Annotated in this window: 23 protein-coding genes; 13 read left to right on the top strand and 10 right to left on the bottom strand. The window is 56.7% G+C overall.

Going from position 1 to position 23,123, the window contains the following annotated elements; translation table 11 throughout:
• Positions 1–31 precede the first annotated feature (31 nt).
• From ACR0NW_RS08010 to ACR0NW_RS08000, 3 genes are all read right to left on the bottom strand, one after another.
• Positions 32–679 (bottom strand): MSMEG_1061 family FMN-dependent PPOX-type flavoprotein, encoded by a 648-nt coding sequence (locus ACR0NW_RS08010; RefSeq protein WP_480449910.1) that lies wholly within the window; start codon positions 677–679, stop codon positions 32–34.
• Positions 680–806: 127 nt separating this feature from the next.
• A complete protein-coding gene (gene glnA / locus ACR0NW_RS08005; protein WP_170585206.1) occupies positions 807–2,213 on the bottom strand; it encodes a type I glutamate--ammonia ligase in 1,407 nt (468 codons plus the stop codon).
• 37 nt (positions 2,214–2,250) lie between these two features.
• Positions 2,251–2,589 (bottom strand): P-II family nitrogen regulator, encoded by a 339-nt coding sequence (locus tag ACR0NW_RS08000; protein ID WP_170472761.1) that lies wholly within the window; start codon positions 2,587–2,589, stop codon positions 2,251–2,253.
• Between the two features lie 168 nt (positions 2,590–2,757).
• On the opposite strand from ACR0NW_RS08000, the gene ACR0NW_RS07995 reads away from it, so the two are divergent.
• The 3 genes from ACR0NW_RS07995 to tig all read left to right on the top strand — a co-directional run bounded on the left by ACR0NW_RS07995 (position 2,758) and on the right by tig (position 7,440).
• Positions 2,758–4,395, top strand: a complete 1,638-nt coding sequence (locus ACR0NW_RS07995; RefSeq protein WP_480449909.1) for an NAD(P)H-hydrate dehydratase — start codon at positions 2,758–2,760, stop codon at positions 4,393–4,395.
• 403 nt (positions 4,396–4,798) lie between these two features.
• Positions 4,799–5,926, top strand: a complete 1,128-nt coding sequence (locus ACR0NW_RS07990) for a porin (RefSeq protein WP_170651882.1) — start codon at positions 4,799–4,801, stop codon at positions 5,924–5,926.
• Positions 5,927–6,108: 182 nt separating this feature from the next.
• Complete coding sequence (tig, locus tag ACR0NW_RS07985) at positions 6,109–7,440, top strand: trigger factor (protein WP_480449908.1); 1,332 nt, start codon at positions 6,109–6,111, stop codon at positions 7,438–7,440.
• A gap of 101 nt (positions 7,441–7,541) precedes the next feature.
• Here the strand turns inward: tig and ACR0NW_RS07980 are convergent, their stop codons facing one another.
• From ACR0NW_RS07980 to rpsF, 6 genes are all read right to left on the bottom strand, one after another.
• Positions 7,542–8,411 carry an acyl-homoserine-lactone synthase gene (locus ACR0NW_RS07980; RefSeq protein WP_480791518.1) on the bottom strand — a complete coding sequence of 290 codons (870 nt, stop codon included), beginning with the start codon at positions 8,409–8,411 and terminating at the stop codon, positions 7,542–7,544.
• 98 nt (positions 8,412–8,509) lie between these two features.
• Positions 8,510–9,211: a LuxR family transcriptional regulator gene (locus ACR0NW_RS07975; protein ID WP_170651885.1), complete on the bottom strand. Its 702-nt coding sequence runs from the start codon at positions 9,209–9,211 to the stop codon at positions 8,510–8,512.
• 237 nt (positions 9,212–9,448) lie between these two features.
• On the bottom strand, positions 9,449–9,937 hold the full coding sequence (locus tag ACR0NW_RS07970) for a transglycosylase SLT domain-containing protein (RefSeq protein WP_480449906.1): 489 nt from the start codon (positions 9,935–9,937) through the stop codon (positions 9,449–9,451).
• 162 nt (positions 9,938–10,099) lie between these two features.
• Positions 10,100–10,714 carry a 50S ribosomal protein L9 gene (rplI, locus tag ACR0NW_RS07965; protein ID WP_170651889.1) on the bottom strand — a complete coding sequence of 205 codons (615 nt, stop codon included), beginning with the start codon at positions 10,712–10,714 and terminating at the stop codon, positions 10,100–10,102.
• A gap of 12 nt (positions 10,715–10,726) precedes the next feature.
• On the bottom strand, positions 10,727–10,954 hold the full coding sequence (gene rpsR, locus ACR0NW_RS07960) for a 30S ribosomal protein S18 (protein ID WP_005982441.1): 228 nt from the start codon (positions 10,952–10,954) through the stop codon (positions 10,727–10,729).
• Between the two features lie 28 nt (positions 10,955–10,982).
• Positions 10,983–11,336 (bottom strand): 30S ribosomal protein S6, encoded by a 354-nt coding sequence (gene rpsF / locus ACR0NW_RS07955; RefSeq protein ID WP_480449905.1) that lies wholly within the window; start codon positions 11,334–11,336, stop codon positions 10,983–10,985.
• Between the two features lie 273 nt (positions 11,337–11,609).
• On the opposite strand from rpsF, the gene ACR0NW_RS07950 reads away from it, so the two are divergent.
• Together ACR0NW_RS07950 and ACR0NW_RS07945 are read left to right on the top strand one after the other, a co-directional pair.
• Positions 11,610–12,128, top strand: a complete 519-nt coding sequence (locus ACR0NW_RS07950) for a hypothetical protein (RefSeq protein WP_170651893.1) — start codon at positions 11,610–11,612, stop codon at positions 12,126–12,128.
• Positions 12,129–12,254: 126 nt separating this feature from the next.
• On the top strand, positions 12,255–12,827 hold the full coding sequence (locus ACR0NW_RS07945) for a YceI family protein (RefSeq protein WP_170651895.1): 573 nt from the start codon (positions 12,255–12,257) through the stop codon (positions 12,825–12,827).
• A 90-nt stretch (positions 12,828–12,917) separates the two neighbouring features.
• Here the strand turns inward: ACR0NW_RS07945 and ACR0NW_RS07940 are convergent, their stop codons facing one another.
• Positions 12,918–14,147: a cytochrome b/b6 domain-containing protein gene (locus tag ACR0NW_RS07940; RefSeq protein WP_480449904.1), complete on the bottom strand. Its 1,230-nt coding sequence runs from the start codon at positions 14,145–14,147 to the stop codon at positions 12,918–12,920.
• A gap of 160 nt (positions 14,148–14,307) precedes the next feature.
• On the opposite strand from ACR0NW_RS07940, the gene fabD reads away from it, so the two are divergent.
• The 8 genes from fabD to ACR0NW_RS07900 all read left to right on the top strand — a co-directional run bounded on the left by fabD (position 14,308) and on the right by ACR0NW_RS07900 (position 22,722).
• Complete coding sequence (gene fabD / locus ACR0NW_RS07935) at positions 14,308–15,246, top strand: ACP S-malonyltransferase (protein WP_480449903.1); 939 nt, start codon at positions 14,308–14,310, stop codon at positions 15,244–15,246.
• Positions 15,247–15,290: 44 nt separating this feature from the next.
• Positions 15,291–16,028 (top strand): 3-oxoacyl-[acyl-carrier-protein] reductase, encoded by a 738-nt coding sequence (gene fabG / locus ACR0NW_RS07930; RefSeq protein WP_170651901.1) that lies wholly within the window; start codon positions 15,291–15,293, stop codon positions 16,026–16,028.
• Between the two features lie 207 nt (positions 16,029–16,235).
• On the top strand, positions 16,236–16,469 hold the full coding sequence (locus ACR0NW_RS07925; RefSeq protein WP_170651903.1) for an acyl carrier protein: 234 nt from the start codon (positions 16,236–16,238) through the stop codon (positions 16,467–16,469).
• A gap of 136 nt (positions 16,470–16,605) precedes the next feature.
• Entirely contained in the window at positions 16,606–17,145 is a 540-nt protein-coding gene (locus ACR0NW_RS07920; protein WP_170651905.1) for a GNAT family N-acetyltransferase, read from the top strand.
• Between the two features lie 123 nt (positions 17,146–17,268).
• The gene (locus tag ACR0NW_RS07915) at positions 17,269–18,012 is read left to right on the top strand and encodes a 1-(5-phosphoribosyl)-5-[(5-phosphoribosylamino)methylideneamino]imidazole-4-carboxamide isomerase (protein ID WP_480449902.1); all 744 of its coding nucleotides are present in this window, start codon (positions 17,269–17,271) and stop codon (positions 18,010–18,012) included.
• A 207-nt stretch (positions 18,013–18,219) separates the two neighbouring features.
• Positions 18,220–19,485 carry a beta-ketoacyl-ACP synthase II gene (gene fabF, locus ACR0NW_RS07910; RefSeq protein WP_480449901.1) on the top strand — a complete coding sequence of 422 codons (1,266 nt, stop codon included), beginning with the start codon at positions 18,220–18,222 and terminating at the stop codon, positions 19,483–19,485.
• Positions 19,486–20,646 (top strand): endolytic transglycosylase MltG, encoded by a 1,161-nt coding sequence (mltG, locus tag ACR0NW_RS07905; RefSeq protein WP_480449900.1) that lies wholly within the window; start codon positions 19,486–19,488, stop codon positions 20,644–20,646.
• A 222-nt stretch (positions 20,647–20,868) separates the two neighbouring features.
• Positions 20,869–22,722 (top strand): adenylate/guanylate cyclase domain-containing protein, encoded by a 1,854-nt coding sequence (locus ACR0NW_RS07900; protein WP_480449899.1) that lies wholly within the window; start codon positions 20,869–20,871, stop codon positions 22,720–22,722.
• Positions 22,723–23,123: the final 401 nt, after the last annotated feature.

Raw genomic sequence — 23,123 nt, 5'->3', positions numbered from 1 at the left:
AATAGGCTATGCGGCCAAAGATGCGCGCAGCCTAGTACAGATCAAGCTCGCCTTTTTGCTTAAGCTCCTCAAACCACTCCTCCGCAGTCAAGGGTATCTTTGCGTGTTTAATCATCGTTTCGTTCATGTCGGCCAGATTCGATGCATCCGGCCAGTTGTCAGGCTGCCAGAGGTTGGAGCGCATGATGCATTTCGGACAATGGGCAAAGACGGTTTCCACGTGGATTAGCAAAGCCAGTTTCGGGCTGCGCTTGTTCACGGCCATCGTTTCAAGCAGCTTGGGGTCTTTGCACAAGCGTGCCTTGCCCCGGATTCTCAGGGTTTCGCGCTTGCCGGGAATAAGAAACAGGATGCCAACACGGGGATCACTCAACAGGTTATGAAACGAGTCCATACGCTTGTTTCCCGGCCGGTCCGGAATGGCGAGAAGGGTGTCTGACAGGACTTGAACAAACCCCGGCGGATCGCCTCGGGGCGAAACGTCGATATGTCCGTCCGTGTTGGCGGTCGCGATGACGCAGAACGGGGACTGCGATATGAATTCACGGCAAATCCCGTCGAGCGCGGTAAGTTCCTTGGCAATAATCTGTGGAAGAGGCGGGCCTGAGAGGGCCTCGAGTTCTTCTTTGGACGTTACAAAATCCGTGAAGCCGGCATAGGGATTTTCATCTGACGCCATGGTTCCGTTCCGCAATTGTTTCCCGTGGGAAAGTGTGTGCGGGGGGAATAGTTATGTCAAATCCGGGGGCGTATAACAAAAAAGGGCGCCGGTTCCGGCGCCCTTTCTGAATGAGAACTACTGTCCGTCAGCAGCTGTAGTACATACCGTACTCAACCGGGTGCGGCGTGTGTTCGTAGGTTTCGACCTCTTCCATCTTCAGCGCGATGTAGCCGTCGATCTGGTCTTTGGTGAACACGTCGCCCTGCAGCAGGAAGTCGTGATCCGACGCCAATGCCTCCAGCGCCTCGCGCAGCGAGCCGCAGACGGTTGGGATGTCGGCCAACTCTTCGGCGGGCAGATCGTACAGGTTCTTGTCCATGGCTTCGCCCGGATCGATCTTGTTCTTGATGCCGTCCAGACCGGCCATCAGCAGCGCGGCAAAGCACAGGTAGGGGTTTGCCGCCGGATCGGGGAAGCGGGCCTCGACGCGTTTGGCTTTGGGGCTTTCGGTCCACGGAATACGGACACAACCCGAACGGTTACGGGCCGAGTAGGCGCGCAGAACGGGGGCTTCAAAGCCCGGAATCAGACGCTTGTAGCTGTTGGTCGCCGGGTTGGTGAAGGCGTTCAGCGTCTTGGCGTGCTTCAGAACACCACCGATGAAGTACAGCGCCTCGTCCGACAGGTCGGCATATTTGTCGCCTGCGAACAGCGGCTTGCCGTCTTTCCAGATCGACATGTTCACGTGCATGCCGGTGCCGTTGTCACCTGCGATCGGTTTAGGCATGAAAGTGGCCGATTTGCCGTAGGCGTGTGCGACGTTGTGGATGACGTACTTGTATTTCTGCAGCTCGTCCGCCTGCTTGGTCAGGCTGTCGAAGATCAGGCCCAGCTCGTGCTGGCACGAGGCAACCTCGTGGTGGTGCTTGTCGACCTTCATGCCCAGACGCTTCATGGTCGACAGCATTTCCGAACGCAGGTCCTGCGCTTCATCGATCGGGTTGACCGGGAAGTAGCCGCCCTTGACACCCGGACGATGGCCCATGTTGCCCATCTCGTATTCGGTGTCGGTGTTCCACGACGCGTCAGTCGCATCAACTTCGTAGGAAACTTTGTTGATCGAGTTCGAGAAACGAACGTCGTCGAACAGGAAAAATTCGGCTTCGGGGCCCATGTAGGCAACGTCGCCGATACCCGAGGATTTCAGGTAAGCCTCGGCTTTCTGGGCGGTGCCGCGCGGGTCACGCTCGTAGGCTTCGCCGGTGTCGGGTTCGACAACCGAGCAGTGCACGCAGATGGTTTTTTCCGCGTAGAACGGATCGACATAGGCGCTTTCGGTGTCGACCATCAGCTTCATGTCCGATGCTTCGATCGACTTCCAGCCCGCAATGGACGAACCGTCGAACATGAAGCCTTCTTCCAGAAAGTCCTCATCGACCTGATCGGCCATCAGGGTCACGTGCTGCAGCTTGCCGCGCGGGTCGGTGAAACGAACGTCGACGTATTCGGCGCCTTCGTCCTTGATCAGCTGAAGAACTGCGTCCTTGCTCATTCTCTTGATTCCTCTGTTTGAGAATTCGGTAATTGGGTTACAGCGCGTCCGAGCCGGTCTCGCCGGTACGGATACGGATGGCTTGTTCAACGGGCGAGACAAAAATCTTGCCGTCGCCGATTTTGTCGGTCTTGGCCGCCGAAACGATGGCGTCGATGGCAGCATCGACCTGATCGTCATCCAGAACGACCTCGACCTTCACCTTAGGCAGGAAGTCGACGACATATTCTGCACCACGATACAGTTCGGTGTGTCCCTTCTGGCGGCCGAAGCCTTTGACTTCGATCACACTGAGGCCCTGGACGCCGACGTCCTGCAGTGCCTCTTTTACTTCGTCCAGCTTGAACGGCTTGATGATCGCTTCGATCTTTTTCATTCCGGCTCACCTCGCATGGTTGTCAGAGTGGCTATGATCACGTCTAAGATCAGGCGGCAATGCGTTTGCGGTTCTGACAGTATTGCGTCGCACTGAATTTGGGTGGTTGGTTAAGTTTTGGGCGAATTGCACAAAAAGTAATCACAATTGAATCGTGGTGGATTGAAAATGGCGGAATTGCTGACAGCGGCACAGATGCGAGAGATCGAAAGAGCGGCGATCGAGTCTGGTACAGTGTCCGGTCTGGAGTTGATGGAACGGGCCGGGCAGGGCGTTGTCGATGTGATATTCGAGGAGTGGCCGGAGTTGGACCGGCGCGTGGATAGCCCGTCGCCAACGGCCGCAGGAACCGACGGCGGAAATGATGGCGGCCGCTCCCCTGAGAACTCAGTGTCAGATGAAAAAGGTCCGTTACGGGCCGTTGTCCTGTGTGGTCCGGGAAATAATGGCGGCGACGGGTTTGTTGTGGCGCGCTTGCTGAAAGAGCGCGGGTGGGATGTTGAAGTGTACCTGTTTGGCGCGCCGGAAAAACTGCCGCCAGATGCGCGAGCGAATTATGATCGGTTGGCCGGTCACGTGGATGTTGCGGAATGGTCTGCCGAGGCGATCCTGAACGGGCCTGCCGCATCGCTGTACGTCGATGCGATTTTTGGGGCCGGCCTGACCAGAGCGCCCTCGGCTGAGATATTGGGGCCACTGACTGAAATCTATGTCGCAGGCAGAACATTCGGGCGGATGGTCTGCGTGGATGCGCCGACCGGTCTGTGCATGGATAGTGGCCGGGCTTTAAGCGATGAGTATGGTGCCGTGTACGGATTTCTTACGGTTACATTCCATCGCATGAGGCTGGGACATGTCTTGGGCGATGGGCCCGGTTACTGCGGGGAAGTGCGGGTGGTCGACATTGGATTGGGCGGAGCATGTGAGGATGCCGTCAGGCTGCTGGATGATGGTTCTGCATTCGCAATAACGAAGGCCAGTGGCGACCATAAATATGACCATGGTCACGCGCTGATCCTTTCGGGTGGCCCCGGCAAAACGGGTGCAGCGCGCTTGGCGGCCAGAGGTGCGCTGCGGATCGGAGCCGGGTTGGTGACGCTTGGTGTGCCTCCTACGGCCCAGATGGAAGTGGCCAGTCAGATCACCGCGATCATGTTGAAACGTGTGGAAGATGCCGACGCTTTATCTGGAATCCTGCAAGACAAACGGTTGAACGCGCTTTGCCTCGGTCCGGGGCTTGGACCCGAGCGCGCGCGCGAACTGGTTCCTGTAGCTTTGAGCGGGTCAGGTGAGACGCGCCCGACCGTTTTGGATGCAGATGCATTATCGGCATTTGCCGAGAACCCTGGAACGCTTTTTGAGTCCTTGCATGAAGGCTGCGTTGTGACCCCTCATGCGGGCGAGTTCTCGCGCCTCTTTCCTGACCTTGCCAAAAAAATGAAACAGGCCCCAACGAAAGGCCCGGCCTATTCCAAAGTGGACGCCACACGGGAAGCGGCGCGTCGGGCAGGTTGCGTGGTTCTGTTCAAGGGGCCGGATACGGTAATTGCCGCGCCTGACGGTCAGTGTTCAATCCATGCGGCACTTTATGAGCGTGCCGCACCGTGGTTAGCAACAGCAGGATCGGGTGATGTACTGGCTGGTTTCATAACCGGACTTTTGGCGCGCGAGTTCACTGCGATGGAAGCCGCCGAAACCGCGGCCTGGTTACACGTGGAAGCCGCGCGAGAATTCGGACCCGGATTGATTGCAGAAGATCTGCCCGAACAACTCCCCGCAATCATGCGGAGGATGGATATCCGTTAGGTCATTGGCTTCGTTGCGGGGTTAAAATTGCTCATCCCGGTTGGCGAATTGGGTTTTCAATACTTCTGAAATCGATGATCAGAATTGTGATTCAGTGATTTGAGCGGGTAATGGCCGAGCGGGCGGTAACTCGGCAAAAAATTGCTGAGACCTGCGTCGGGAATGCATAGCGAGTATTTGCTTATTGCAGGGCTCAGCGGGCAGAATTCACTTGGAATGATTTTCTTGAATAGAACGAGTGCGGATAACGCCCTGAAAGGAAACAGTATTATTTCCTGAAGGGGGTGTGCCCTGTGGCTTTATTGCAATGCTTGCATTGGTCTGGCAGCGATCCTCTGGGAAACAATGCGCTCTGTTCACATTTGAGCAGTACCTGAAACCGGAACTTTTCATGGTGAGTGAAATGACCTCGAAAACTAAAATTACATCGGTGGCCGCCGTTCTGGCTGCAACCACCGCGATTCCCGCTGCTGCGGAACTGAAATACGACAACAACAGCGGCGGTTATGTTCTGCTGTATGGACAATTGCACCCGGCCCTGATCTCGGTCGATGACGGGCAGGACACCGAGACCCGCGTTCTGGACAACGATTTGTCCAACAGCCGCGTTGGCCTGCGCGTGTTCCAACCTTTTGGGGCGAATGAATTCACCTTCCGGTTCGAAACCGGTCTGGGCCTTCCCAACTCGAGTCAATGGAACCAGTTGGGCACCAGCTTCAACGGGTGGACTCGCGAAGATATTCGCCACGTTGATTTCGCGTTGAAAGGCGATTGGGGTACTGCATCGGCTGGTCAGGGCAGCATGGTTTCAGATGGTGCAGCTGAGGTTGACCTGTCCTATGTCGGAACGGCGCTTTATTCGTTCACCAATGATGAAAACGGCAGCTTCTTCTACCGTGACACTGCAGGAATGCTGAGCGGCATCACCGTTGGCGATTCCAGCAGCAACTTTGACGGTACACGTCGTGGTCGTATCCGGTATGACACCCCTGAGTTCAACGGTTTCTCGGCTGGCTTCGCATATGGTCAGAACATCCTGTCTTCCAGCGATGACGACGACTATTACGACGTTGGTGTATTCTACAACAACACCTTCGCCGGTGGTGTCGAATTCGCCGCTGGCCTGGCCTATGCCGTGCGCGAGCGCGACGACAATTCCGGCGACCGCAAGGACACGATCGGTTCGGCTTCGGTGCTGTTGCCAAGCGGCCTGAGCTTTACGCTGGCTGGCGGTACCCGCAGCGACGACCAAGCTGGCGCGACGGACCCGAACTACTGGTACGGCAAGATCGCGTATGAGGGCGACTGGGTATCTTGGGGTAAAACCGGCGTTGGTATCGACTACTATGACGGGTCGGATTTCGACACGAATGGCTCGAGCACCAAGGCGTGGGGTATTGCGGTTGTTCAGCGGATCGACAGCATCAACACCGATGCCTATCTGAAATACCGCAATCACGATTTCGACGACACCGCGTCGACCTTTGACAAGAACGATGCCTGGGTACTTGGTGCCCGCTGGAGGTTCTGATCCAAAGATCACATTCCTAGAAGCGCCCCGGCATTGTCCGGGGCGTTTTTTGTTCAAATCGACGGCAAAACAAGGCTGATCCGGCCTTTGCCCCTTGCGCGCAGCCGGTAGGGCAAATAGAAGGCGTCAAATTTGCCCGGCGCGCCTTTTTGCGCGCCCCGAATCCTATGGGGACTACCATAATGCAGGTTACCGAGACGCTGAACGAAGGTCTGAAACGCGGCTACAACATCGTTGTCACCGCTGCCGAACTGGACGACAAGGTCAATGAGAAGCTGACCGAAGCGCAGCCGGAAATCGAGATGAAAGGCTTCCGCAAGGGTAAGGTGCCGATGGCCCTGTTGAAAAAACAGTTTGGCCCGCGTCTGCTTGGCGAAGCGATGCAGGAAACCATCGACGGTGCAATGAACCAGCACTTCGAAGACAGCGGTGATCGTCCGGCACTGCAGCCCGAGGTCAAAATGACCAACGAGGACTGGAAAGAAGGCGACGATGTTCAGGTCGCGATGTCCTATGAGGCGCTGCCAGAAATTCCCGAGGTTGATCTGAAGTCGATCGAGCTGGAAAAGCTGGTTGTAAAAGCAGACGATGCGGCCATTGAAGAAGCCCTGAAAAACCTGGCAGAAACTGCGCAGGACTTCAAAGCCCGCCGCAAAGGTTCGAAAGCCAAGGATGGCGATCAGATCGTTTTCGATTTTGTCGGAAAAGTTGACGGCGAAGAATTCGAAGGCGGTTCCGCCGAAGACTATCCTCTGGTTCTGGGATCGAACAGCTTCATCCCCGGTTTCGAAGAGCAACTGGTCGGTGTGAAGGCAGAAGAAGTAAAAGACGTCAATGTCACCTTCCCCGAAGAGTACGGTGCCGAGCATCTGGCAGGCAAAGACGCCGTTTTCACCTGCACCGTCAAAGAGGTGAAGGAGCCGGTTGCCGCCGAGATCAATGATGAACTGGCAACAAAGTTCGGCGCAGAGGACCTGGCAGGGCTGAAGTCTCAGATCACCGAGCGTCTGGAAGCGGAATACTCCGGTGCCGCCCGTGCGGTCATGAAGCGCGGCCTTCTCGACGCTCTGGACACCAAAGTTTCGTTTGATCTGCCGCCGTCGCTGGTCGAAGCAGAGGCCAAGCAGATCGCCCATCAGCTGTGGCACGAAGAAAACCCGGAAGTCGAAGGCCACGACCACGTTGAGATCGAGCCGACAGACGAGCACAACAAACTGGCCGCGCGCCGGGTGCGTCTGGGCCTGTTGTTGGCTGAGCTGGGTCAGAAGGCCGAAGTGGAAGTGACCGATGCCGAGATGACTCAGGCCATCATGAATCAGGCGCGTCAGTATCCGGGTCAGGAACGTCAGTTCTTTGAGTTCATCCAACAGAACGCCCAGATGCAGCAACAGTTGCGTGCGCCGATCTTTGAAGACAAGGTCGTGGACTACGTGTTCGAGCTGGCGCAGGTTTCGGACAAGGAAATCAGCAAGGACGAGCTGCAAAAAGCTGTCGAGGCTCTGGAAGAGGAGTAATCCTCTTTCTCCCCACTTTCTATGTGGGGGCAAAAAAATACGGAGCCGTCAGTAATTTGACGGCTCCGCGTGGGTGGCTTTGTACCTATGAGGTGAGGGGGTCAGGCCTCATGAGCAAAAGCACGGGGGGTTTGTAGCAGAGCGGTCTTTTGCTCTGGCGTAAACTTGTCTGAAAGCGCTTCGATCAGATCCAGAACCGCTTGTCTTTCCTTGTGCGTTCTTGCCGAAGTCATCTGTTCGACAAAGTACTTCTCAAGCGTATTCAGTGGTTTGTGGTCACGATTTGCCGGTGGATGCAAAGTGCTGATCTTGGCCGGGGTGCGGCTTTTCTCGAAAAGCTCAAGCGCGGCGTCTTCGCTCAGAAAAACATCGTGTTCGATACTTGCGTATTCCCGGATGGATTTGATGCGCTCGTCCGAGCAGTCCATCAATGCAGCCATCGCTGTGACTTTTCCCATCGGCTTGGCGCTGCCAAGATAGTCGCAAGGCGCGTTGCCCGATCGTTTCAGGACGCGGTTGATCACCGGATCTATTACGGCGACCGCATCCAATACGCCCGCTTTCTGAGCGTATTCAAAAGAGCCAAGCATCACTTCGCTTGTGACGTACGAGACGGTGTTCTTTCCACGACCGCCCCCTAACTTGTTTGTATCAACGCAGAATCGTGTCGCTTCCCAGACCTGAGAACTGCGCAAGGGCGGCTCTCCGTCAAGAATATCGCTGAACACGTCCGCAAGCATGTGCGGCCCTGTGGTCTGCAAAAGGCGCATGCACCCAACGACTTCCCCCTCGTCGTTGATGCTGACGACATGTGTCGGGTAAAAATTATCGAATTCATCCCGCTCACGCCCCTCTACGACTTTAACGTCCCAGCCTAGCCGGTCGCTAAATACGCGAGCGCGCAATTTAAACATTTCGTCCAGAACTTCACTGAACTTGTCCGCGTTCAGCCCGTCAATGACAATGATCATGTCATCCCCCTCGAGTCTTACTTGTCCGTAACGCTAACGTTACAAGACTTACGCGTCGGGGCTATTGGGGGTTTCCCGTATTTTTGTGATTTTTTGCCTTAACCGGGGTAGATCAGGCCCAGGCTAATGGCCCGTCCCACTGCTTGGGGCGTGGTCAGGGCCCCCAGCTTTTCCCGGCCGGAGCGCATGTGGACTTCGACGGTTCTGTGGGAAATGCACAGTATATCGCCAATGTCCTGCTGCGATTTACCTTCTGCCACCCATTGCAGGATTTCCTTTTCCCGCGAAGACAAGGGGGGAAGGTACAGCGCTTTGGCCAAAAGGCCTGATCGCATGACGGTGTCGTGGATATGTACCGCCGCGACTTGCAGATCCGCAATGAATTCTTTCTTTTGCGCTTCCCATTCGTTGTCTGAACAATCGCGTGTGACGTTCAGCAACCCGCATTCGCCATAAGGCCCACGTATGGGGACCGTAAGCCCACGGCTAGTTATCCCGAAATCACTGGCGTCGCGGAACACGGCCTTGAACTTTTTATCCTGTTCAAAACGGCTCCAGTCCACCGGGGCTATGCTGAGTGCGGATTTATACAGCGTTGGGTCGAGGTGATGGAATCCCTGCTGACCATAGTGCAGTTTCCATTCGTCTGGATAGTTGGCATAGCCCTGGACGTCCCCTTGGACTGCGTTCATCGTGGCGTATGACGCATAGTCAAACCCCAGCGACTCGCAAACTGAGTCCAATATGGCACTGGCGGTCGTTTCTTCTTGGTCGACCGCAGCCAAGTCTATCAGTTTCACCATACACCTCTTGCATGGACACCGGCCCCATCCACGGCGGCGCCTTACTCACCATATTCGCGTCATAACCTAGCGTCAAATATTCGGTTAAGTACAGATGTTATTCATTATGTGCGCTGTTATACTGCGATTACTTGGCAACACCCGTCTTTCCGACCCAGACTTGCATACAGGTTGTGGACACTCCGATTTGTACCGCAGCTTACAGCGGTTTTGTTCGTAATCCGGACCCTTTTCCTAGTTGGACTGGACCAGACCTGTTTCCACTAACATGCCGCGTTTTTTGGCCTCGGGATAGTAACCCTTTGCGTACAGGAATATTGCACGCTGCTGATCGCCGTCAGACAACAGCCAGGCGCCGCGCAGGTACTTCCCCGCAAATTCGAGGTTGGTGTCAGCGTCCAACAATCCTTGGGGCTTTCCGCGATATCCCATCGATCGGGCTGTTGCCGGTAGGATCTGCAACAAGCCGTAGTAAGGCCGGTTTACAGCCCAGGGGCGATGGGTGCTTTCACGGATCGCCAGTTTGTGGACCAGTTCCCGGGGAAGCTCATAGTGATCCGCCCATTTGTTGATCGACGCGCGCAATTCCGGCGTTTCGTTTGGATATAGCGGTGGGTCGAAAGGTTCGTTTCGGCTGCTCAGGCGGTCGTTGGACAAGCCGCAGGCCGCCAGCAGGCCAGCGACCAGTAGTGCCATGAAATTGCGTCGGGGCAAAGTCGTCATGCGTATTCTCCGTATTCGCGCCGGAATGATAAGGGGGCAGGGCGCAGTCGCAAGCGGGACGTCGGGTCTTGGCCGGAAATTGCTCAGCGTCGATTTGGGGCAGCAATAGAAAAAGCCGCGCAGAAAATGCGCGGCTTCTCAAATCTTTGTAGCAGCCTGATATCAGGCTTTGGCTTCGTCTTCTGCCGGCGCTTCCGCGGCCAGTTCTTCGTCATCAGACGCGGCAGTTCCGATATCGTCGAACAGTTCGGCAATTTCGAATTCAGCAGCGGCTTCTTCTTCAGCAGCCAGTTCCTGAATCGATTTACCCGATGCCTGCAGTTCGGCTTCTTCTTCCGAGCGGGCGACATTCATCTTGATTTCGACGTCGACCTCGGGGTGCAGTTTAACTGCAACCGAGTGCAGGCCCAGTTCCTTGATCGGTGCGATCAGGATGACCTGTTTCTTGTCGACGGTGAATCCGGCCTCGGTGGCGGCATCTGCTGCGTCGCGCGGTGTGACCGAGCCATACAGAGCGCCGGCATCCGATGCCGAGCGAATCACGATGAACTGCTGACCGTCCAGCTTTTCAGCCAGTGCTTCAGCTTCTTTCTTGGTTTCCAGGTTGCGTGCTTCCAGCTGCGCTTTCTGGGCCTCGAAAGATGCGATGTTGGCGTCCGATGCGCTCAGGGCTTTGCCCTGCGGCAGCAGAAAGTTGCGGGCGTAGCCGGGCTTAACGTCGACGACGTCGCCCATCTGACCCAGTTTCGCAACGCGTTCCAGAAGGATAACTTGCATGTCAGTCTCTCCTTACTTCACGGCGTAGGGCAGCAGGGCGAGGAAGCGGGCGCGCTTGATAGCACGGGCCAGTTCACGCTGCTTTTTCGCCGAAACGGCGGTGATGCGCGAAGGAACGATCTTGCCACGCTCAGAGATGTAGCGCTGCAGCAGACGAGTGTCTTTGTAGTCGATCTTCGGCGCGTTGTCGCCCGAGAACGGGCAGACCTTACGGCGGCGGAAAAATGGTTTTGCGGCCATGGCTTTGTGTCCTTTCCTCAGGCGTTGATCAACGGCGCTCGCGGCGTTCGCCGCGGTCGTCGCGCTTCTGCATCTGGACCGAGGGGCCCTCGGCATGCTCGTCGACCTTGATGGTCAGAACGCGCATGACGTCATCGTGCAGACGCATCAGGCGTTCCATTTCCTGAACGGCGCCAGCGGGGGCGTCGGTCTTGAGGAAGGCATAGTGGCCCTTGCGGTTCTTGTTGATCTTGTAGGCCATCGTCTTGACGCCCCAGTACTCGCTGTCGACGACGTTGCCGCCGTTGTCAGCCAGAACGGTGCCGAAATGTTCGACAAGGCTTTCTGCCTGCGCGTTGGACAGGTCCTGACGCGCGATCATTACATGCTCATACAGTGGCATGTGCACTCCTGTTTCTATCAAGGCGCATTTCATAGGCGGGGTCCTGATCCCTTCGCGACCCTGCCACGAGAGGCTGCGCGGTTCATACGTGCTTGCGAAGGATGGCCCCATATACACGTTTGTACGGCAAGGACAAGCCCCGCCAAAATGCCTTGGTCGCGCCGCCCTAATACCTTTGCTGCGCCCAATTGCTGACTCTTTTCGGCTCAAAGTTGAACTCAACCCGGAAATAACCCGGATAGTAGGGTAACCAGCGACAGGGGCGCGAGAAAGATGACCGCCATCAATACAAATACAGTACAACAACCGGCTTCGGCGTCGGCCTTTGATAACTCCGTACCTGTGATGATCACATTTGCAGCCAACTGGAGAGCACGGATGGTTCTGTGCCGCGTCGTGGGGGCATTCCTGATCATCAGCGCGTTTTCGATGTGGCTTATGCCCGGCTCCGTCATGGGGGCCGAAGTCTGGCCGATCAAACTGGCGGCATCGCTCTTGTTCCTTGTCGGCGGTGTAAGCCTGTTGACGCTGGAAGTTCTGGATAATCGCCCGGATGCATATTTTGATCCCATCCGCCGCGAGGTGCGTGTGTTGCAGAAAAACGAGAACGGGCGTCCTCAGACCGTGTTGCGTCGCAGCTACGACACGCTGGGTGGAGCGCATTTTGCCGACGACCGGGTTGAGCTGTTCGACATGGATGGCAGCCTGCTGATGAAACTGCCTCTGGAATCGGCGGAAGTCAGCCGGGCGTTGAAAGGGCAACTCAGCGGAACGGTGCCAATTTCAGTCTGAAAATCGTTCTGTTCAAAAAGGAACAGAATTTGTTAGCGAATGAAGGTTGTGTGCCGCCCTAGGGCGGCACATCTTCTTTTTTGTGCAACCCAAACGGTTTGCGTTCACTTTTTTGCGGAGATTGCTATGAAAACCACCCTCCTTGCCGCTGCTCTGGCCGTTTCGGCGTCCGCGGCTTTTGCAAGCGCCGAGAAATACGTCCTGGATTCCAGCCACAGCCAGGTTGTTTTCACCTACAACCACCTTGGATTCTCGACCACCACCGGCATGTTCTCGGGGTTCGAGGGCGAGATCATGTTTGATCAGGAAAACCCGGCTGACTCGAGCGTGTCGGTTTCGATGCCGGTCGTCGAGATGATCACCGGCTGGGCGCCCCGTGAAGAACACTTCATGTCCGAAGATTTCTTTGCCGCAACCGAAGGGGATCTGGTGACCTTCAACTCGACCGCGATTGAAGTCACCGGCGAAAACACCGCGAACATCACCGGTGATCTGACTATTAACGGCGTGACCAAGCCGGTTGTTCTGGACGCCAAGTTGAATCAGGTTGGCGAACATCCGATGGCGGGGAAACCCTGGGCGGGCTTTGACGCGACGACGACGTTGCTGCGCAGCGACTACAATCTGGGCAAGTTTGCTCCGTTTGTAGGCGATGAAATTGACATCCGGATCTCGGTTGAGGCGCAAAAGGCCGAATAAGTCTCAGACATACTGGGAATAGCAGGCCGCCGGTTCCATGGAACCGGCGGCTTTTCTTATTGCACTTTATGAACCGCAAAAACGCGGATGTCAGTTTTCCTGTTTGCTTGCGGTCAATTCAACCGCCACCTCCACCGCAAAAGCCAATGAATCCTCTTTGGGCATGCTTTTCCCGATGTCGAAATCCAGTCGGTTCAATTCAACCGATCCGGCCATGTTTGCCTGACCATCCTGAATATCCAGGGTGAAGGGCAGCACGATGTCCAACGTCTGATCCCGGATTGTCAGGGGGCCGCGTGCCTCAAATCCATCGTCGGTCCTGAACAGGTCGGCTTTAAAGTTAGCCGTTGGAAATTGTGTACTGTCAAAGAAGTCGCCGCCCATTGCCTGATCCGTCACGGTACCAAGGGTGAGCGACCCGATGGAAACGGTGACATCCACAGAACCCGCTGGCCCGGTTTCGGCAGGATCGTCAAACGTGATGGCGGCCGTCCATTCACCGAACTGTCCTGTAACCGGGCTACCAAGCTGTGTGATCGTGAGTGACAAAGTGCCTTCCTGCACCTGCCAGTCGGACTGAACCTCGGCCAATTCCGCAGCATCTTTCCCGCCATCCGAATGGTCGAAGTAAGCGCCTATGTACCAACCACCAGTCAGAGCAGCGACCCACAGCAGCAAGGCAGCAAGGGCGGGTGTTGAAGAATGATGTTGCTCGGACGGTTCCGGTGCGTCCGAACGACCCGGTAGCATTCGGCGCAGGGTGCTGTCCTTGTCGATCACGTGATGTTTGATGGCGCCAAGGACGTGCAGCGAAACTGCACCCACCAGAACCCACATAAGCACCCAATGCAGGCCAGCTGTCGCTTCGGCCAGTGGAACGGATTTCGGGATAAAGGGCAGGTTTTGCCCAAAGGGCCACAGGATCGGCGCGAAACCTTCGGTGGCAGCGTGATGTATCCAGCCGGTCAGGGGTACAAGAACCAGTGATCCGTACAGCAGCCAGTGGACTGTTTCGGCGGCAAACGCCTCTGGTTTGTTGTCGGCGTTCAGAAGGCCGGGTTTGGTTTGCGTCAATGCCCAGACGATTCGGGCCAGAGCGACAAAGAAGATCGTAACGCCAATTGTCTTGTGCAGCGAAAACAGCCTGGCGGCGCGGGCAATGTCTTCTTCGGTCGTCGGGATCGCCGGGTCGTAGATTGCATGGGCAATATCATTCGCGACCCACCCAAGCGGGAGTACCGTAAAGATCAGCAGGGCAGTCAGCCAATGGAAAGTTTTGGCAATGCCTCCGTAGGTGCTGTGGGTGTTGGTAAGAGGCATTATGTGTGGCTCCGGATTACTGCTTTCCGCCAACCTAATTATATGATGCGGGGACACAATACCGCGAAATGCACATGAGGCGTGTCGAGATGCAGAGCTTGTGCCGCCCGCGCAGTCGGTTTACACCCCGCCGCAACCTAACGTCATCGAAGAGGTTTCAATGACAATCGCGTTCGTTTTTCCCGGGCAGGGCGCCCAGACCATCGGAATGGGCAAGGCGCTGGCAGACGCATACCCCACAGCCAAAGCAGTTTTCGACGAGGTCGATGATGCGCTGGGTGAAAAGCTCAGTACGCTGATCTGGGAAGGTGAAATCGAAGAACTGACCCTGACGCAAAACGCGCAGCCCGCCCTGATGGCGACGTCGATTGCCGCGATGCGGGCGCTTGAGGCCGAAGGTGTGTCGATCTCGAAGGCATCTTATGTGGCAGGGCATTCGCTGGGAGAGTACTCGGCGCTGGCCGCCGCTGGGGCATTGTCAATTTCGGATACAGCCCGGCTGCTGCGGACGCGCGGTCAAGCAATGCAGAGTGCAGTTCCTGTGGGACAGGGCGCAATGGCTGCAATTCTAGGGCTTGATCTGGACGCGGTGCGGGCCGTGGCGGAAGAAGCTGCTCAGGGTGAGGTCTGTCAGGCCGCAAACGACAATGATCCCACACAGGTTGTTGTTTCCGGTGCCAAGGCTGCGGTTGAGCGCGCGGCTGAGATTGCAAAGGAAAAGGGCGCAAAGCGTGCCATCATGTTGCCTGTCAGCGCGCCGTTTCATTGCGCACTGATGCAGCCAGCTGCGGATGTGATGGCCGAAGCCCTTGCGTCGGTTGAGATCAAGGCACCCGCAGTACCCCTGATCGCCAACGTCCGTGCCGAGGCCGTGACCGATCCCGATCTCATCCGGCAACTGCTGGTCGAGCAGGTGACCGGATCGGTGCGCTGGCGCGAGAGTGTTCAATACATGGCGTCACAGGGAGTGACCGAAGCTTGGGAAATTGGTGCCGGCAAGGCGTTGTCCGGCATGATCCGCAAGATCGACCGCGCAATCGGGTCCAAGGCTGTTGGTTCGCCCGAGGATGTACAGAAGGTCACTCAGGCCGACGCATAACGAACAGGGCGCGCTATTTTTCAGGCGCCGGGAAAGGAAATTGGATGTTTGATCTATCGGGAAAAAATGCACTGATCACCGGGGCGTCCGGAGGTATTGGCGGCGATATCGCCCGTGCACTGCATGGCGCCGGTGCGACTGTCGGTTTGTCGGGTACGCGGGTTGAGCCGCTTCAGGCGCTGGCCGATGAACTGGGGGACCGCGCGCACGTTCTGCCCTGCAATCTGAGCGATCTCACGGCTGTCGAGGCGTTGCCCAAACAGGCGGCCGAGGACATGGGTTCGGTCGACATTCTGGTCAACAACGCTGGTATCACGCGCGACAACCTTTTCATGCGCATGTCAGATGATGAATGGCAGAGCGTGATCGACGTGAACCTGACTGCCACAGCAAAGCTGTGCAAGGGTGTGCTGCGCGGGATGATGAAGGCGCGCTGGGGTCGCATTATCAACATTTCATCCGTCGTTGGCGCAACGGGGAACCCGGGGCAGGTCAACTATGCCGCCTCCAAGGCGGGCATGGTGGGCGTGACGAAATCACTTGCCTACGAAGTTGCGACCCGGGGGATCACCGTGAACGCCGTGGCGCCGGGTTTCATCACGACGGCAATGACCGACAAGCTGAACGATGAACAGAAATCAGGCATTCTGCAGCAAGTTCCGGCAGGGCGCATGGGTGAACCGTCCGAAATCGCGGCGGCCGTTCTGTATCTTGCAAGCCCCGAAGCGGGTTATGTAACCGGCAGCACCTTGCATGTGAACGGCGGTATGGCCATGTTGTAACCGCGATTGAGGTCGGCGCGAAAGCGTTTGCCTCTTGCGTCGTCTGTGCTATAGGCGGCGCATGCATGCGGAGGCCGGTCAATTTGGGCGGCCTTCAACTTTCCCGGGCATCCGGGAGATAAACCGCCCGGTACGGGCAAATCAAAGCCACCCCGAGCGGGCAAGGGCAGAACCGGGCAGAGCGCCCTGAAGGAATGAGGAATTGACATGAGCGACGTCGCAGATCGCGTGAAAAAGATCGTTGTTGAGCACCTGGGTGTCGAAGAGGACAAAGTAAGCGAAAACGCTTCGTTCATCGACGATCTGGGCGCAGACAGCCTGGACACCGTTGAGCTGGTTATGGCCTTTGAAGAAGAGTTCGGCATCGAGATTCCCGACGATGCGGCCGAAACCATCCAGACTTTCGGCGACGCCGTCAAATTCATCACCGAAGCTTCCTGAGTTTCGATGTGAGATCAAAAGCGGCGCTTCCGGGCAACGGAGGCGCCGTTTTTCTATGGTCAGCTTGAATTCCGCCTTGCGTAAGTGATTTTGATTTGCACTCTGGTACACGAGGCAACATCGACGCGGGCAGGGCATGATACGATCCACCCCGATGATAAACACGGCGCGACTGACGCTTTGCGCAATGCGCCCTGAGGATTTCAAGCGGTTCGCCGAGATATGGCGCACCCCCGAAGTTGTGCGCCATATCGGCGGTAAGCCCCGAACCCGGGGCGAGGCGTGGGACGCGTTTCTTCGCAACGCCGGACATTGGCAAATGGCGGGTTTCGGACAATGGGCTGTGGTCTTGCAGTCCAATCGCCTGATGATCGGGCAAGCCGGGTTTTTTTACGGTGATCGGGGGATGGGCGAGGATTTTGATACGTTCCCCGAGGCTGGCTGGGTGCTCTCTCCCGAATCTCAGGGACAGGGTTTCGGATATGAGGCCGCGCAGGCCGCGCATGACTGGTTCGACCGGGTGATTCCGGGCCCCTTGGTTGCAATGGTCGATTCGGCCAATGAGGTGTCCAGAAAATTGGCAGAGAAATTGGGCTATGACCTCATGCGCGAGGCGTGTTTCAAGGACACCCCGGTTCATTTGTTCCGGCGAAATGGCCCTCGGGACAGGTTTTAGACTACGTTTCGATCTGACACGCCGCAAATGAAGCGTCTGATGCCGAAACCGTGTAATGAGCGCGGTTTTCGTCAGGCTATGCTACACTGAATTTGCATAGCGATTGAGCGGAGGCTGAGGCTCATGAGGATATACCCAACAATGGAACTTCAAGGTGGCCGGTGCGTGACCTTGGACAAGGGACGCCTGGACGAAGCCATGATTTGGCATGTCGACCCGGTTGAGACCGCGCGCAGCTGGGCAGCGGCTGGTGCCGAATGGATGCATCTGACGGATTTTGATGCGATTGAAGGTCAGAACACCAACACCGAACTGGTCGAAGAAATCATTCGCTCGGCCGAGATTCCGGTGCAGCTTGCCGGTGGTATGCGTAGCCGCGAAACGGTAGAGCACTGGATCGACAAAGGCGCAGGCCGGATCGTGATCGGAACAATGGCGGCGCGCGATCCGATTTTGGTCAAGGAACTGGCTAAGCTCTATCCGGATCAGATCGTGCTGGCCGTGGATGTCTGGCAGGGTCAGGTGATGACCGAAGGTTGGCGCAGCCAAAGCGCGTTTACGCCCGAGGCCTTTATCGAAGCTTTCGCCGACACTCCGTTTGCCGCCATCCTGGTGACAGATATCGACAGCGATATGGAAGATGTCGAAGCCCAGCTGGGTCTGATCTCGGGTCTTGCAGCGAGTTCGCGAACACCTGTGATCGCCAGCGGCGTGGTGCGCACGGTCGACGATATTTCGCGTCTGGCCTATGTGCACAACATTTCGGGCGCTCTGGTGGGACGGGCGCTGTTCCGCAAGACAGTTGATCTGAGCGAAGCGCTTGACGTCGCAAAATCGGCTCATGAGCCAGTGGCTGAATTTCAGTAGAAGTACCGAAATATCAAAACATGGCAATCTGCCCCTCCTGCTGAATTCGGGAGGGGCATTTATTTTGCAATGTCGCAATCTTATGAAAAAGATTGCGGCACCGCCGGGCAGGATCTCGCCAGTTCAATATTTACCCTCGCTCTTGCCCCCGGACCCTTGGCCGGGGTATGAGCGGTTCTCAAACAGGAAGCAGGCAAGAGGCACTTCATGCGCAGAGTCGTTGTAACCGGTCTGGGATTGGTCACTCCTTTGGCCAGCGGGGTCGAGGAAACCTGGTCGCGACTGCTGGACGGAGAGTCCGGCGCAGGCCCGATCACCAAGTTTGATGCCGAGGCAAGTGGGGTCGCCACGACCTATGCCTGCGAAGTGCCGCGCGGTGACGGAACGGACGGAACCTTCAACCCCGACGACTGGATGCCGCCGAAGGAACAGCGCAAGATCGAGGACTTTATCCTGTACTCCATCGCGGCCGCGGAAATGGCATGTAAGGATGCCGACTGGTTGCCAGAGGACGAAGAGGCACGCCTGCGTACGGGTGTTCTGATCGGGTCGGGTATCGGTGGACTGGGTTCCATCGCCGACACTGCGAACCTGATCCGAGACAAGGGTCCGCGCCGCGTATCGCCTTTCTTTATCCCGGGCGCACTGATCAATTTGGCCTCAGGTCAGGTATCGATCCGACGTGGTTTCAAAGGGCCTAACCATTCGGTTGTGACGGCCTGCTCGACAGGTGCGCACGCCATTGGTGATGCAAGCCGTATTATCCGCGCCGGTGATGCGGATGTGATGGTTGCTGGCGGTGGCGAAGGCTGCATTTGTGAAATCGGCATCGCCGGGTTCAACGCATGCAAGGCGCTGTCCACGAAATATGGCGATAACCCCAAGGCGGCCAGCCGTCCTTACGATCAAGACCGTGACGGCTTTGTCATGGGTGAGGGCGCAGGGATCGTCGTGCTTGAAGAATACGAGCACGCCAAGGCCCGTGGCGCCAAGATATATGCCGAGGTGCTGGGGTATGGCATGTCCGGCGACGCCTATCACATCACCGCGCCGTCCGAAGATGGTGATGGTGCGGAACGGTCGATGAGGGCCGCGCTGAGAAGCGCTGGGCTGGAGCCGAAGGACGTAGATTACATCAACGCGCACGGCACCTCGACCATGGCGGACACGATCGAACTGGGCGCTGTTGAGCGTCTGTTGGGTGAGCATGCGGGCAATGCGACCATGACCTCGACCAAATCGGCCACCGGTCATTTGCTGGGGGCTGCGGGTGCGATCGAAGCAATCTTTTCGATCCTGGCAATCCGGGATCAGGTTGCGCCCCCGACGATCAATCTGGACAATCCTGCGGTCGAAACCGCGCTGGATTTGGCGCCGAATGAGAAACGCGAGCGCGAGATTAACGTGGCTTTGTCGAACTCTTTCGGGTTTGGTGGCACCAATGCGAGTGTGATTTTCGGAAAGGCCGACTAAATGTGGCGCGCGCTTGCATCGAACATGCTGACCGTTCTGGCGGTCGGCCTGTTCCTCTTGGCTGGCTTGGTCCTGTGGGGGCAGGCGCAATATTCCGCAGAAGGTCCGTTGGAAAGCGCGATCTGCCTGCGGGTGGAACGCGGGTCCAACATGTCCCGTGTGAGCCGTGACCTGCAGGAAAAGGGTGCGGTAACCAGCGCCACGATTTTCCGATTGGGTGCGGACTATGCGGACAAGTCTCAGCAGTTGAAGGCGGGCAGCTTTCTGGTGCGTGAAGGTGCGTCGATGGAACAGATCGTCGATGACATCACCAAGGGCGGGGCGAGTACGTGCGGGACCGAGATCGTTTACCGCATCGGCGTGACGCGAAATGAGACGCAGGTGAGAGAGCTTGATCCGGCGACACTGGAATTTGTCGAAGTCGCGTCGTTTAATCCCGCTGAAGGTGAAGTGCCTGAATCTTATACCGAAAAAAGCTCTGAGGCGGATACGCGCTTTCGTGTGGCTCTGGCCGAAGGGGTTACATCCTGGCAGGTTGTAGAGGCCCTGAAAGCGGTGGACGTGCTGAGCGGCGAAGTGTCCGAACTGCCACCGGAAGGGATGTTGGCACCGGACAGTTATGAGGTGAGGCCAGGAACCGAGCGCAGCGAAGTCCTTGCGGATATGCAGGAAAAACAGCAGCTTAGGGTGAATGCGGTTTGGGAGAACCGTCAGGATGGTTTGCCGCTGAGCAGCCCGGAAGAAATGCTGATACTTGCCTCGATCATCGAAAAGGAAACCGGTGTACCGCAAGAGCGCGGGCAGGTTGCCAGTGTTTTTGTGAACCGCCTTGAACGGGGCATGAAACTGCAGACAGACCCGACTGTGATTTATGGCGTCACCAAGGGACAAGGCGTGCTGGGCCGTGGCCTGCGTCGGAGTGAACTTCGTCGTTCAACTCCTTGGAACACTTATCTGATTGATGGGTTGCCACCGACACCAATTGCCAGCCCGGGCCTTGCGAGCCTTGAGGCGGCGGTTGCGCCGGATGAGACGAATTATGTGTTCTTCGTCGCTGACGGCACGGGTGGCCATGCCTTTGCCGAAACGTTGCAGGAGCACAACCGCAACGTCGCCAAATGGCGCGAGATCGAGGCGGAGCGGAAAGCTCAGGACAACTGATAAATCTTCCGGTTTGTACCAGTTTCCGGTGGGGTTCTGTCCGTTTTGTACAACAAATAATGCGGACCGAAGTTAAGGTTTCTTAAACGGAAATCTCAGTCTTTGGTCCGCTTGAATTCCGCGATTGAGCGCAGACAAGCCCGGATGCCAAGGCGTTGACGCTGTGCGCGCGAATGGAAAATTTCGCAAAATTGGTGTAACATATTGGTTGAGGGGTATGCGATGCATCGACGCCTGTCAGCCATCTTGTCTTCTGATGTCGTCGGTTACAGCCGGGCAATGGAGATCGACGAATCCGAGACCCTGTCAAAGCTGAAATCCAACCGTCAAAATGTGATTGATCCTGCGGCCGAAAAATTCGGGGGCCGGACGATTAAGTTGATGGGTGATGGCGCATTGATGGAATTCGCCAGTGCAGTCGACGCGGTCGCTTTTGCTGTCACGGTGCAGACTGAAATCAGAAACAACAATGCGAAGTCACCTGACGATCTGTGCTTGCAATACCGCGTTGGCATCAATGTTGGTGATATCGTGGTCGAAGATGACGACATTTTTGGAGATGGCGTCAACATCTCGGCGAGGCTGCAATCATTGGCCGAGCCCGGCGGCATCTGTATTTCCCGTTCGGTGCATACTCAGGTCCGCAGCAAACTTGATCTGACGTTCGAGAGTTTGGGTGAACAAAAGGTCAAGAATATCGAAGAACCGGTTCCTGCCTTCAAAGTGGTTCTGGATGAACGCGCCGACAGCCTGTCGATGCCGGAAACAACACCGTCAACCGGCCGAAAGCCCGTTTCCCGGAGATTAGTCGCGGTATTGGCTGTTGTTCTGCTCATGGTCACCGGGGGCTTGTGGTGGGCTGCAAGCGTCAGGAATGCCACCAATGCGGACATGAGGTCGGGGCTGCCGCGCCTTGCGGTCATGGCCTTTGATGATCTGAGTACAGGTGATGAAAGGTCGTATCTGAGTGACGCCATAGCCGAAGGTCTGATCACGGAACTGTCGCGTGTACCGGAAGTTTCGGTTCTGGCCCGAAATACAAGCTTTTCCTACCGCGATGCTCCGGTGAATGTGGTTGAGGTCGGGCGAGAGTTGAACCTGTCTTACCTTGTCGAAGGCAGCCAGCAAAAGAACGGGGATCAGTTGCGTGTCACCGTGCAGCTGATTGATGCAACGTCCGGTGAACATGTTTGGGCGGACACATATGACCGTGAGATCGGCGACCTTTTTGTCGTGCAGGACGAGATTGTGCGCGCCATTGCCGCCGCAGTTGGCGCGCGAGTTGGGTTTCGTGATCCGCCGGTGACGGGCGCAGCGTCGGTGAATGCGCTGCACTATCACCTGAAAGCAAGGCAGGAGCAGCGGAAGTTCACGAAAGAGGGCGCCTTGGCCAGTCTGGAACTGAACAAAATGGCTGTGCAGGCTGATCCGGATTCTCATTTCGGATACATCGGCCTGGCTTTTTCCTACATGGCAGGATACCGGCGTGGCTGGTCCGATGTTGATCGCGACGAGGCATTGCGGCTGGCCGAGGAAGCAGCGGAAAAAGCCCTGTCACTGGATCCAAACGCCCCAGGTGCGCAATATGCCCGCGGTTGGGTGCATTATGGAAAAGGGGAGCTGGAAGAGGCTGTAGTCCATTTCAAAAAAGCCATCGAACTGTATCCGAGTTCGTCGCGATACATGAACACATTGTCATTGCCTTTGATGAGCCTTGGGCGGTTGGACGAAGCTGCTGCGGTTTTGCAGGAAGCCATGGAACTGGACCCGCATCATCCGGATCACTTCAAGGCCAACCTCGCCTGGGTGCAGTATATACTCGGCGATTGTGAAACCGCACTGGAAACCTATAACGGACAGCGGAACCCTCCAAGCCTGCGCCTGCGGACATTGGCGACGATATATATTTGCCTTGGCCGCGAGGATGACGCGCGGGAGGTGATTGCCGAGTTTCTTGCAGACAATCCTGATTACAGTATCACCGAAATGCGGTCCTATCTGGACAGGGAATATCAAGCGAAAGAGTATCTTGAGCAGTGGTATTCGGACCTGCGTATTGCGGGAATGCCGGAATAGGTGAATGCCACAGGGCGGTCAGGGTGCCCGGAGGACAAGAATTTATTAATCATTCCGGGGCGTTGGGTGTTGCGCACCTGTTGCGGGAAACCTTGACTTGCCGAACTGACTCTCGTATAGGTTGTGTCATGCTAGAAGAAGTGGGCGACGGCCGCGGGGCGACCCGGTGGCCGTTTTTCATTTCTCTCGTGCGGAAAAACTCACGCATGAGGTCACAGGCAAACATGACTTTGATTACCCCGGAAGAGCGGATGTCCCAAACGGCGGAACTATTGCAGTCGCTGGAGGCATCCATTCGCGGTCTGCGGCAAGCGGCGGAAGACCTGCGCAAGCAGATCGGGACCGGGGAGGATGCAGATCTTGCTGGTTCAGCCAGGCAACTCGGGCAGCTGGAGGGCCTG

Source organism: Ruegeria sp. CF5, from assembly GCF_056537325.1.
Note: the sequence above shows the minus strand (reverse complement) of the source record. Positions and strands in the feature narration are given on the sequence as shown.

What these genes read in the sequence shown, in the direction of transcription:
- ACR0NW_RS08010 (WP_480449910.1), bottom strand. Translation starts at nt 679, where the DNA reads ATGGCGTCAGATGAAAATCCCTATGCCGGCTTCACGGATTTTGTAACG.
- glnA (WP_170585206.1), bottom strand. Translation starts at nt 2,213, where the DNA reads ATGAGCAAGGACGCAGTTCTTCAGCTGATCAAGGACGAAGGCGCCGAA.
- ACR0NW_RS08000 (WP_170472761.1), bottom strand. Translation starts at nt 2,589, where the DNA reads ATGAAAAAGATCGAAGCGATCATCAAGCCGTTCAAGCTGGACGAAGTA.
- ACR0NW_RS07995 (WP_480449909.1), top strand. Translation starts at nt 2,758, where the DNA reads ATGGCGGAATTGCTGACAGCGGCACAGATGCGAGAGATCGAAAGAGCG.
- ACR0NW_RS07990 (WP_170651882.1), top strand. Translation starts at nt 4,799, where the DNA reads ATGACCTCGAAAACTAAAATTACATCGGTGGCCGCCGTTCTGGCTGCA.
- tig (WP_480449908.1), top strand. Translation starts at nt 6,109, where the DNA reads ATGCAGGTTACCGAGACGCTGAACGAAGGTCTGAAACGCGGCTACAAC.
- ACR0NW_RS07980 (WP_480791518.1), bottom strand. Translation starts at nt 8,411, where the DNA reads ATGATCATTGTCATTGACGGGCTGAACGCGGACAAGTTCAGTGAAGTT.
- ACR0NW_RS07970 (WP_480449906.1), bottom strand. Translation starts at nt 9,937, where the DNA reads ATGACGACTTTGCCCCGACGCAATTTCATGGCACTACTGGTCGCTGGC.
- rplI (WP_170651889.1), bottom strand. Translation starts at nt 10,714, where the DNA reads ATGCAAGTTATCCTTCTGGAACGCGTTGCGAAACTGGGTCAGATGGGC.
- rpsR (WP_005982441.1), bottom strand. Translation starts at nt 10,954, where the DNA reads ATGGCCGCAAAACCATTTTTCCGCCGCCGTAAGGTCTGCCCGTTCTCG.
- rpsF (WP_480449905.1), bottom strand. Translation starts at nt 11,336, where the DNA reads ATGCCACTGTATGAGCATGTAATGATCGCGCGTCAGGACCTGTCCAAC.
- ACR0NW_RS07950 (WP_170651893.1), top strand. Translation starts at nt 11,610, where the DNA reads ATGACCGCCATCAATACAAATACAGTACAACAACCGGCTTCGGCGTCG.
- ACR0NW_RS07945 (WP_170651895.1), top strand. Translation starts at nt 12,255, where the DNA reads ATGAAAACCACCCTCCTTGCCGCTGCTCTGGCCGTTTCGGCGTCCGCG.
- ACR0NW_RS07940 (WP_480449904.1), bottom strand. Translation starts at nt 14,147, where the DNA reads ATGCCTCTTACCAACACCCACAGCACCTACGGAGGCATTGCCAAAACT.
- fabD (WP_480449903.1), top strand. Translation starts at nt 14,308, where the DNA reads ATGACAATCGCGTTCGTTTTTCCCGGGCAGGGCGCCCAGACCATCGGA.
- fabG (WP_170651901.1), top strand. Translation starts at nt 15,291, where the DNA reads ATGTTTGATCTATCGGGAAAAAATGCACTGATCACCGGGGCGTCCGGA.
- ACR0NW_RS07925 (WP_170651903.1), top strand. Translation starts at nt 16,236, where the DNA reads ATGAGCGACGTCGCAGATCGCGTGAAAAAGATCGTTGTTGAGCACCTG.
- ACR0NW_RS07920 (WP_170651905.1), top strand. Translation starts at nt 16,606, where the DNA reads ATGATACGATCCACCCCGATGATAAACACGGCGCGACTGACGCTTTGC.
- ACR0NW_RS07915 (WP_480449902.1), top strand. Translation starts at nt 17,269, where the DNA reads ATGAGGATATACCCAACAATGGAACTTCAAGGTGGCCGGTGCGTGACC.
- fabF (WP_480449901.1), top strand. Translation starts at nt 18,220, where the DNA reads ATGCGCAGAGTCGTTGTAACCGGTCTGGGATTGGTCACTCCTTTGGCC.
- mltG (WP_480449900.1), top strand. Translation starts at nt 19,486, where the DNA reads ATGTGGCGCGCGCTTGCATCGAACATGCTGACCGTTCTGGCGGTCGGC.
- ACR0NW_RS07900 (WP_480449899.1), top strand. Translation starts at nt 20,869, where the DNA reads ATGCATCGACGCCTGTCAGCCATCTTGTCTTCTGATGTCGTCGGTTAC.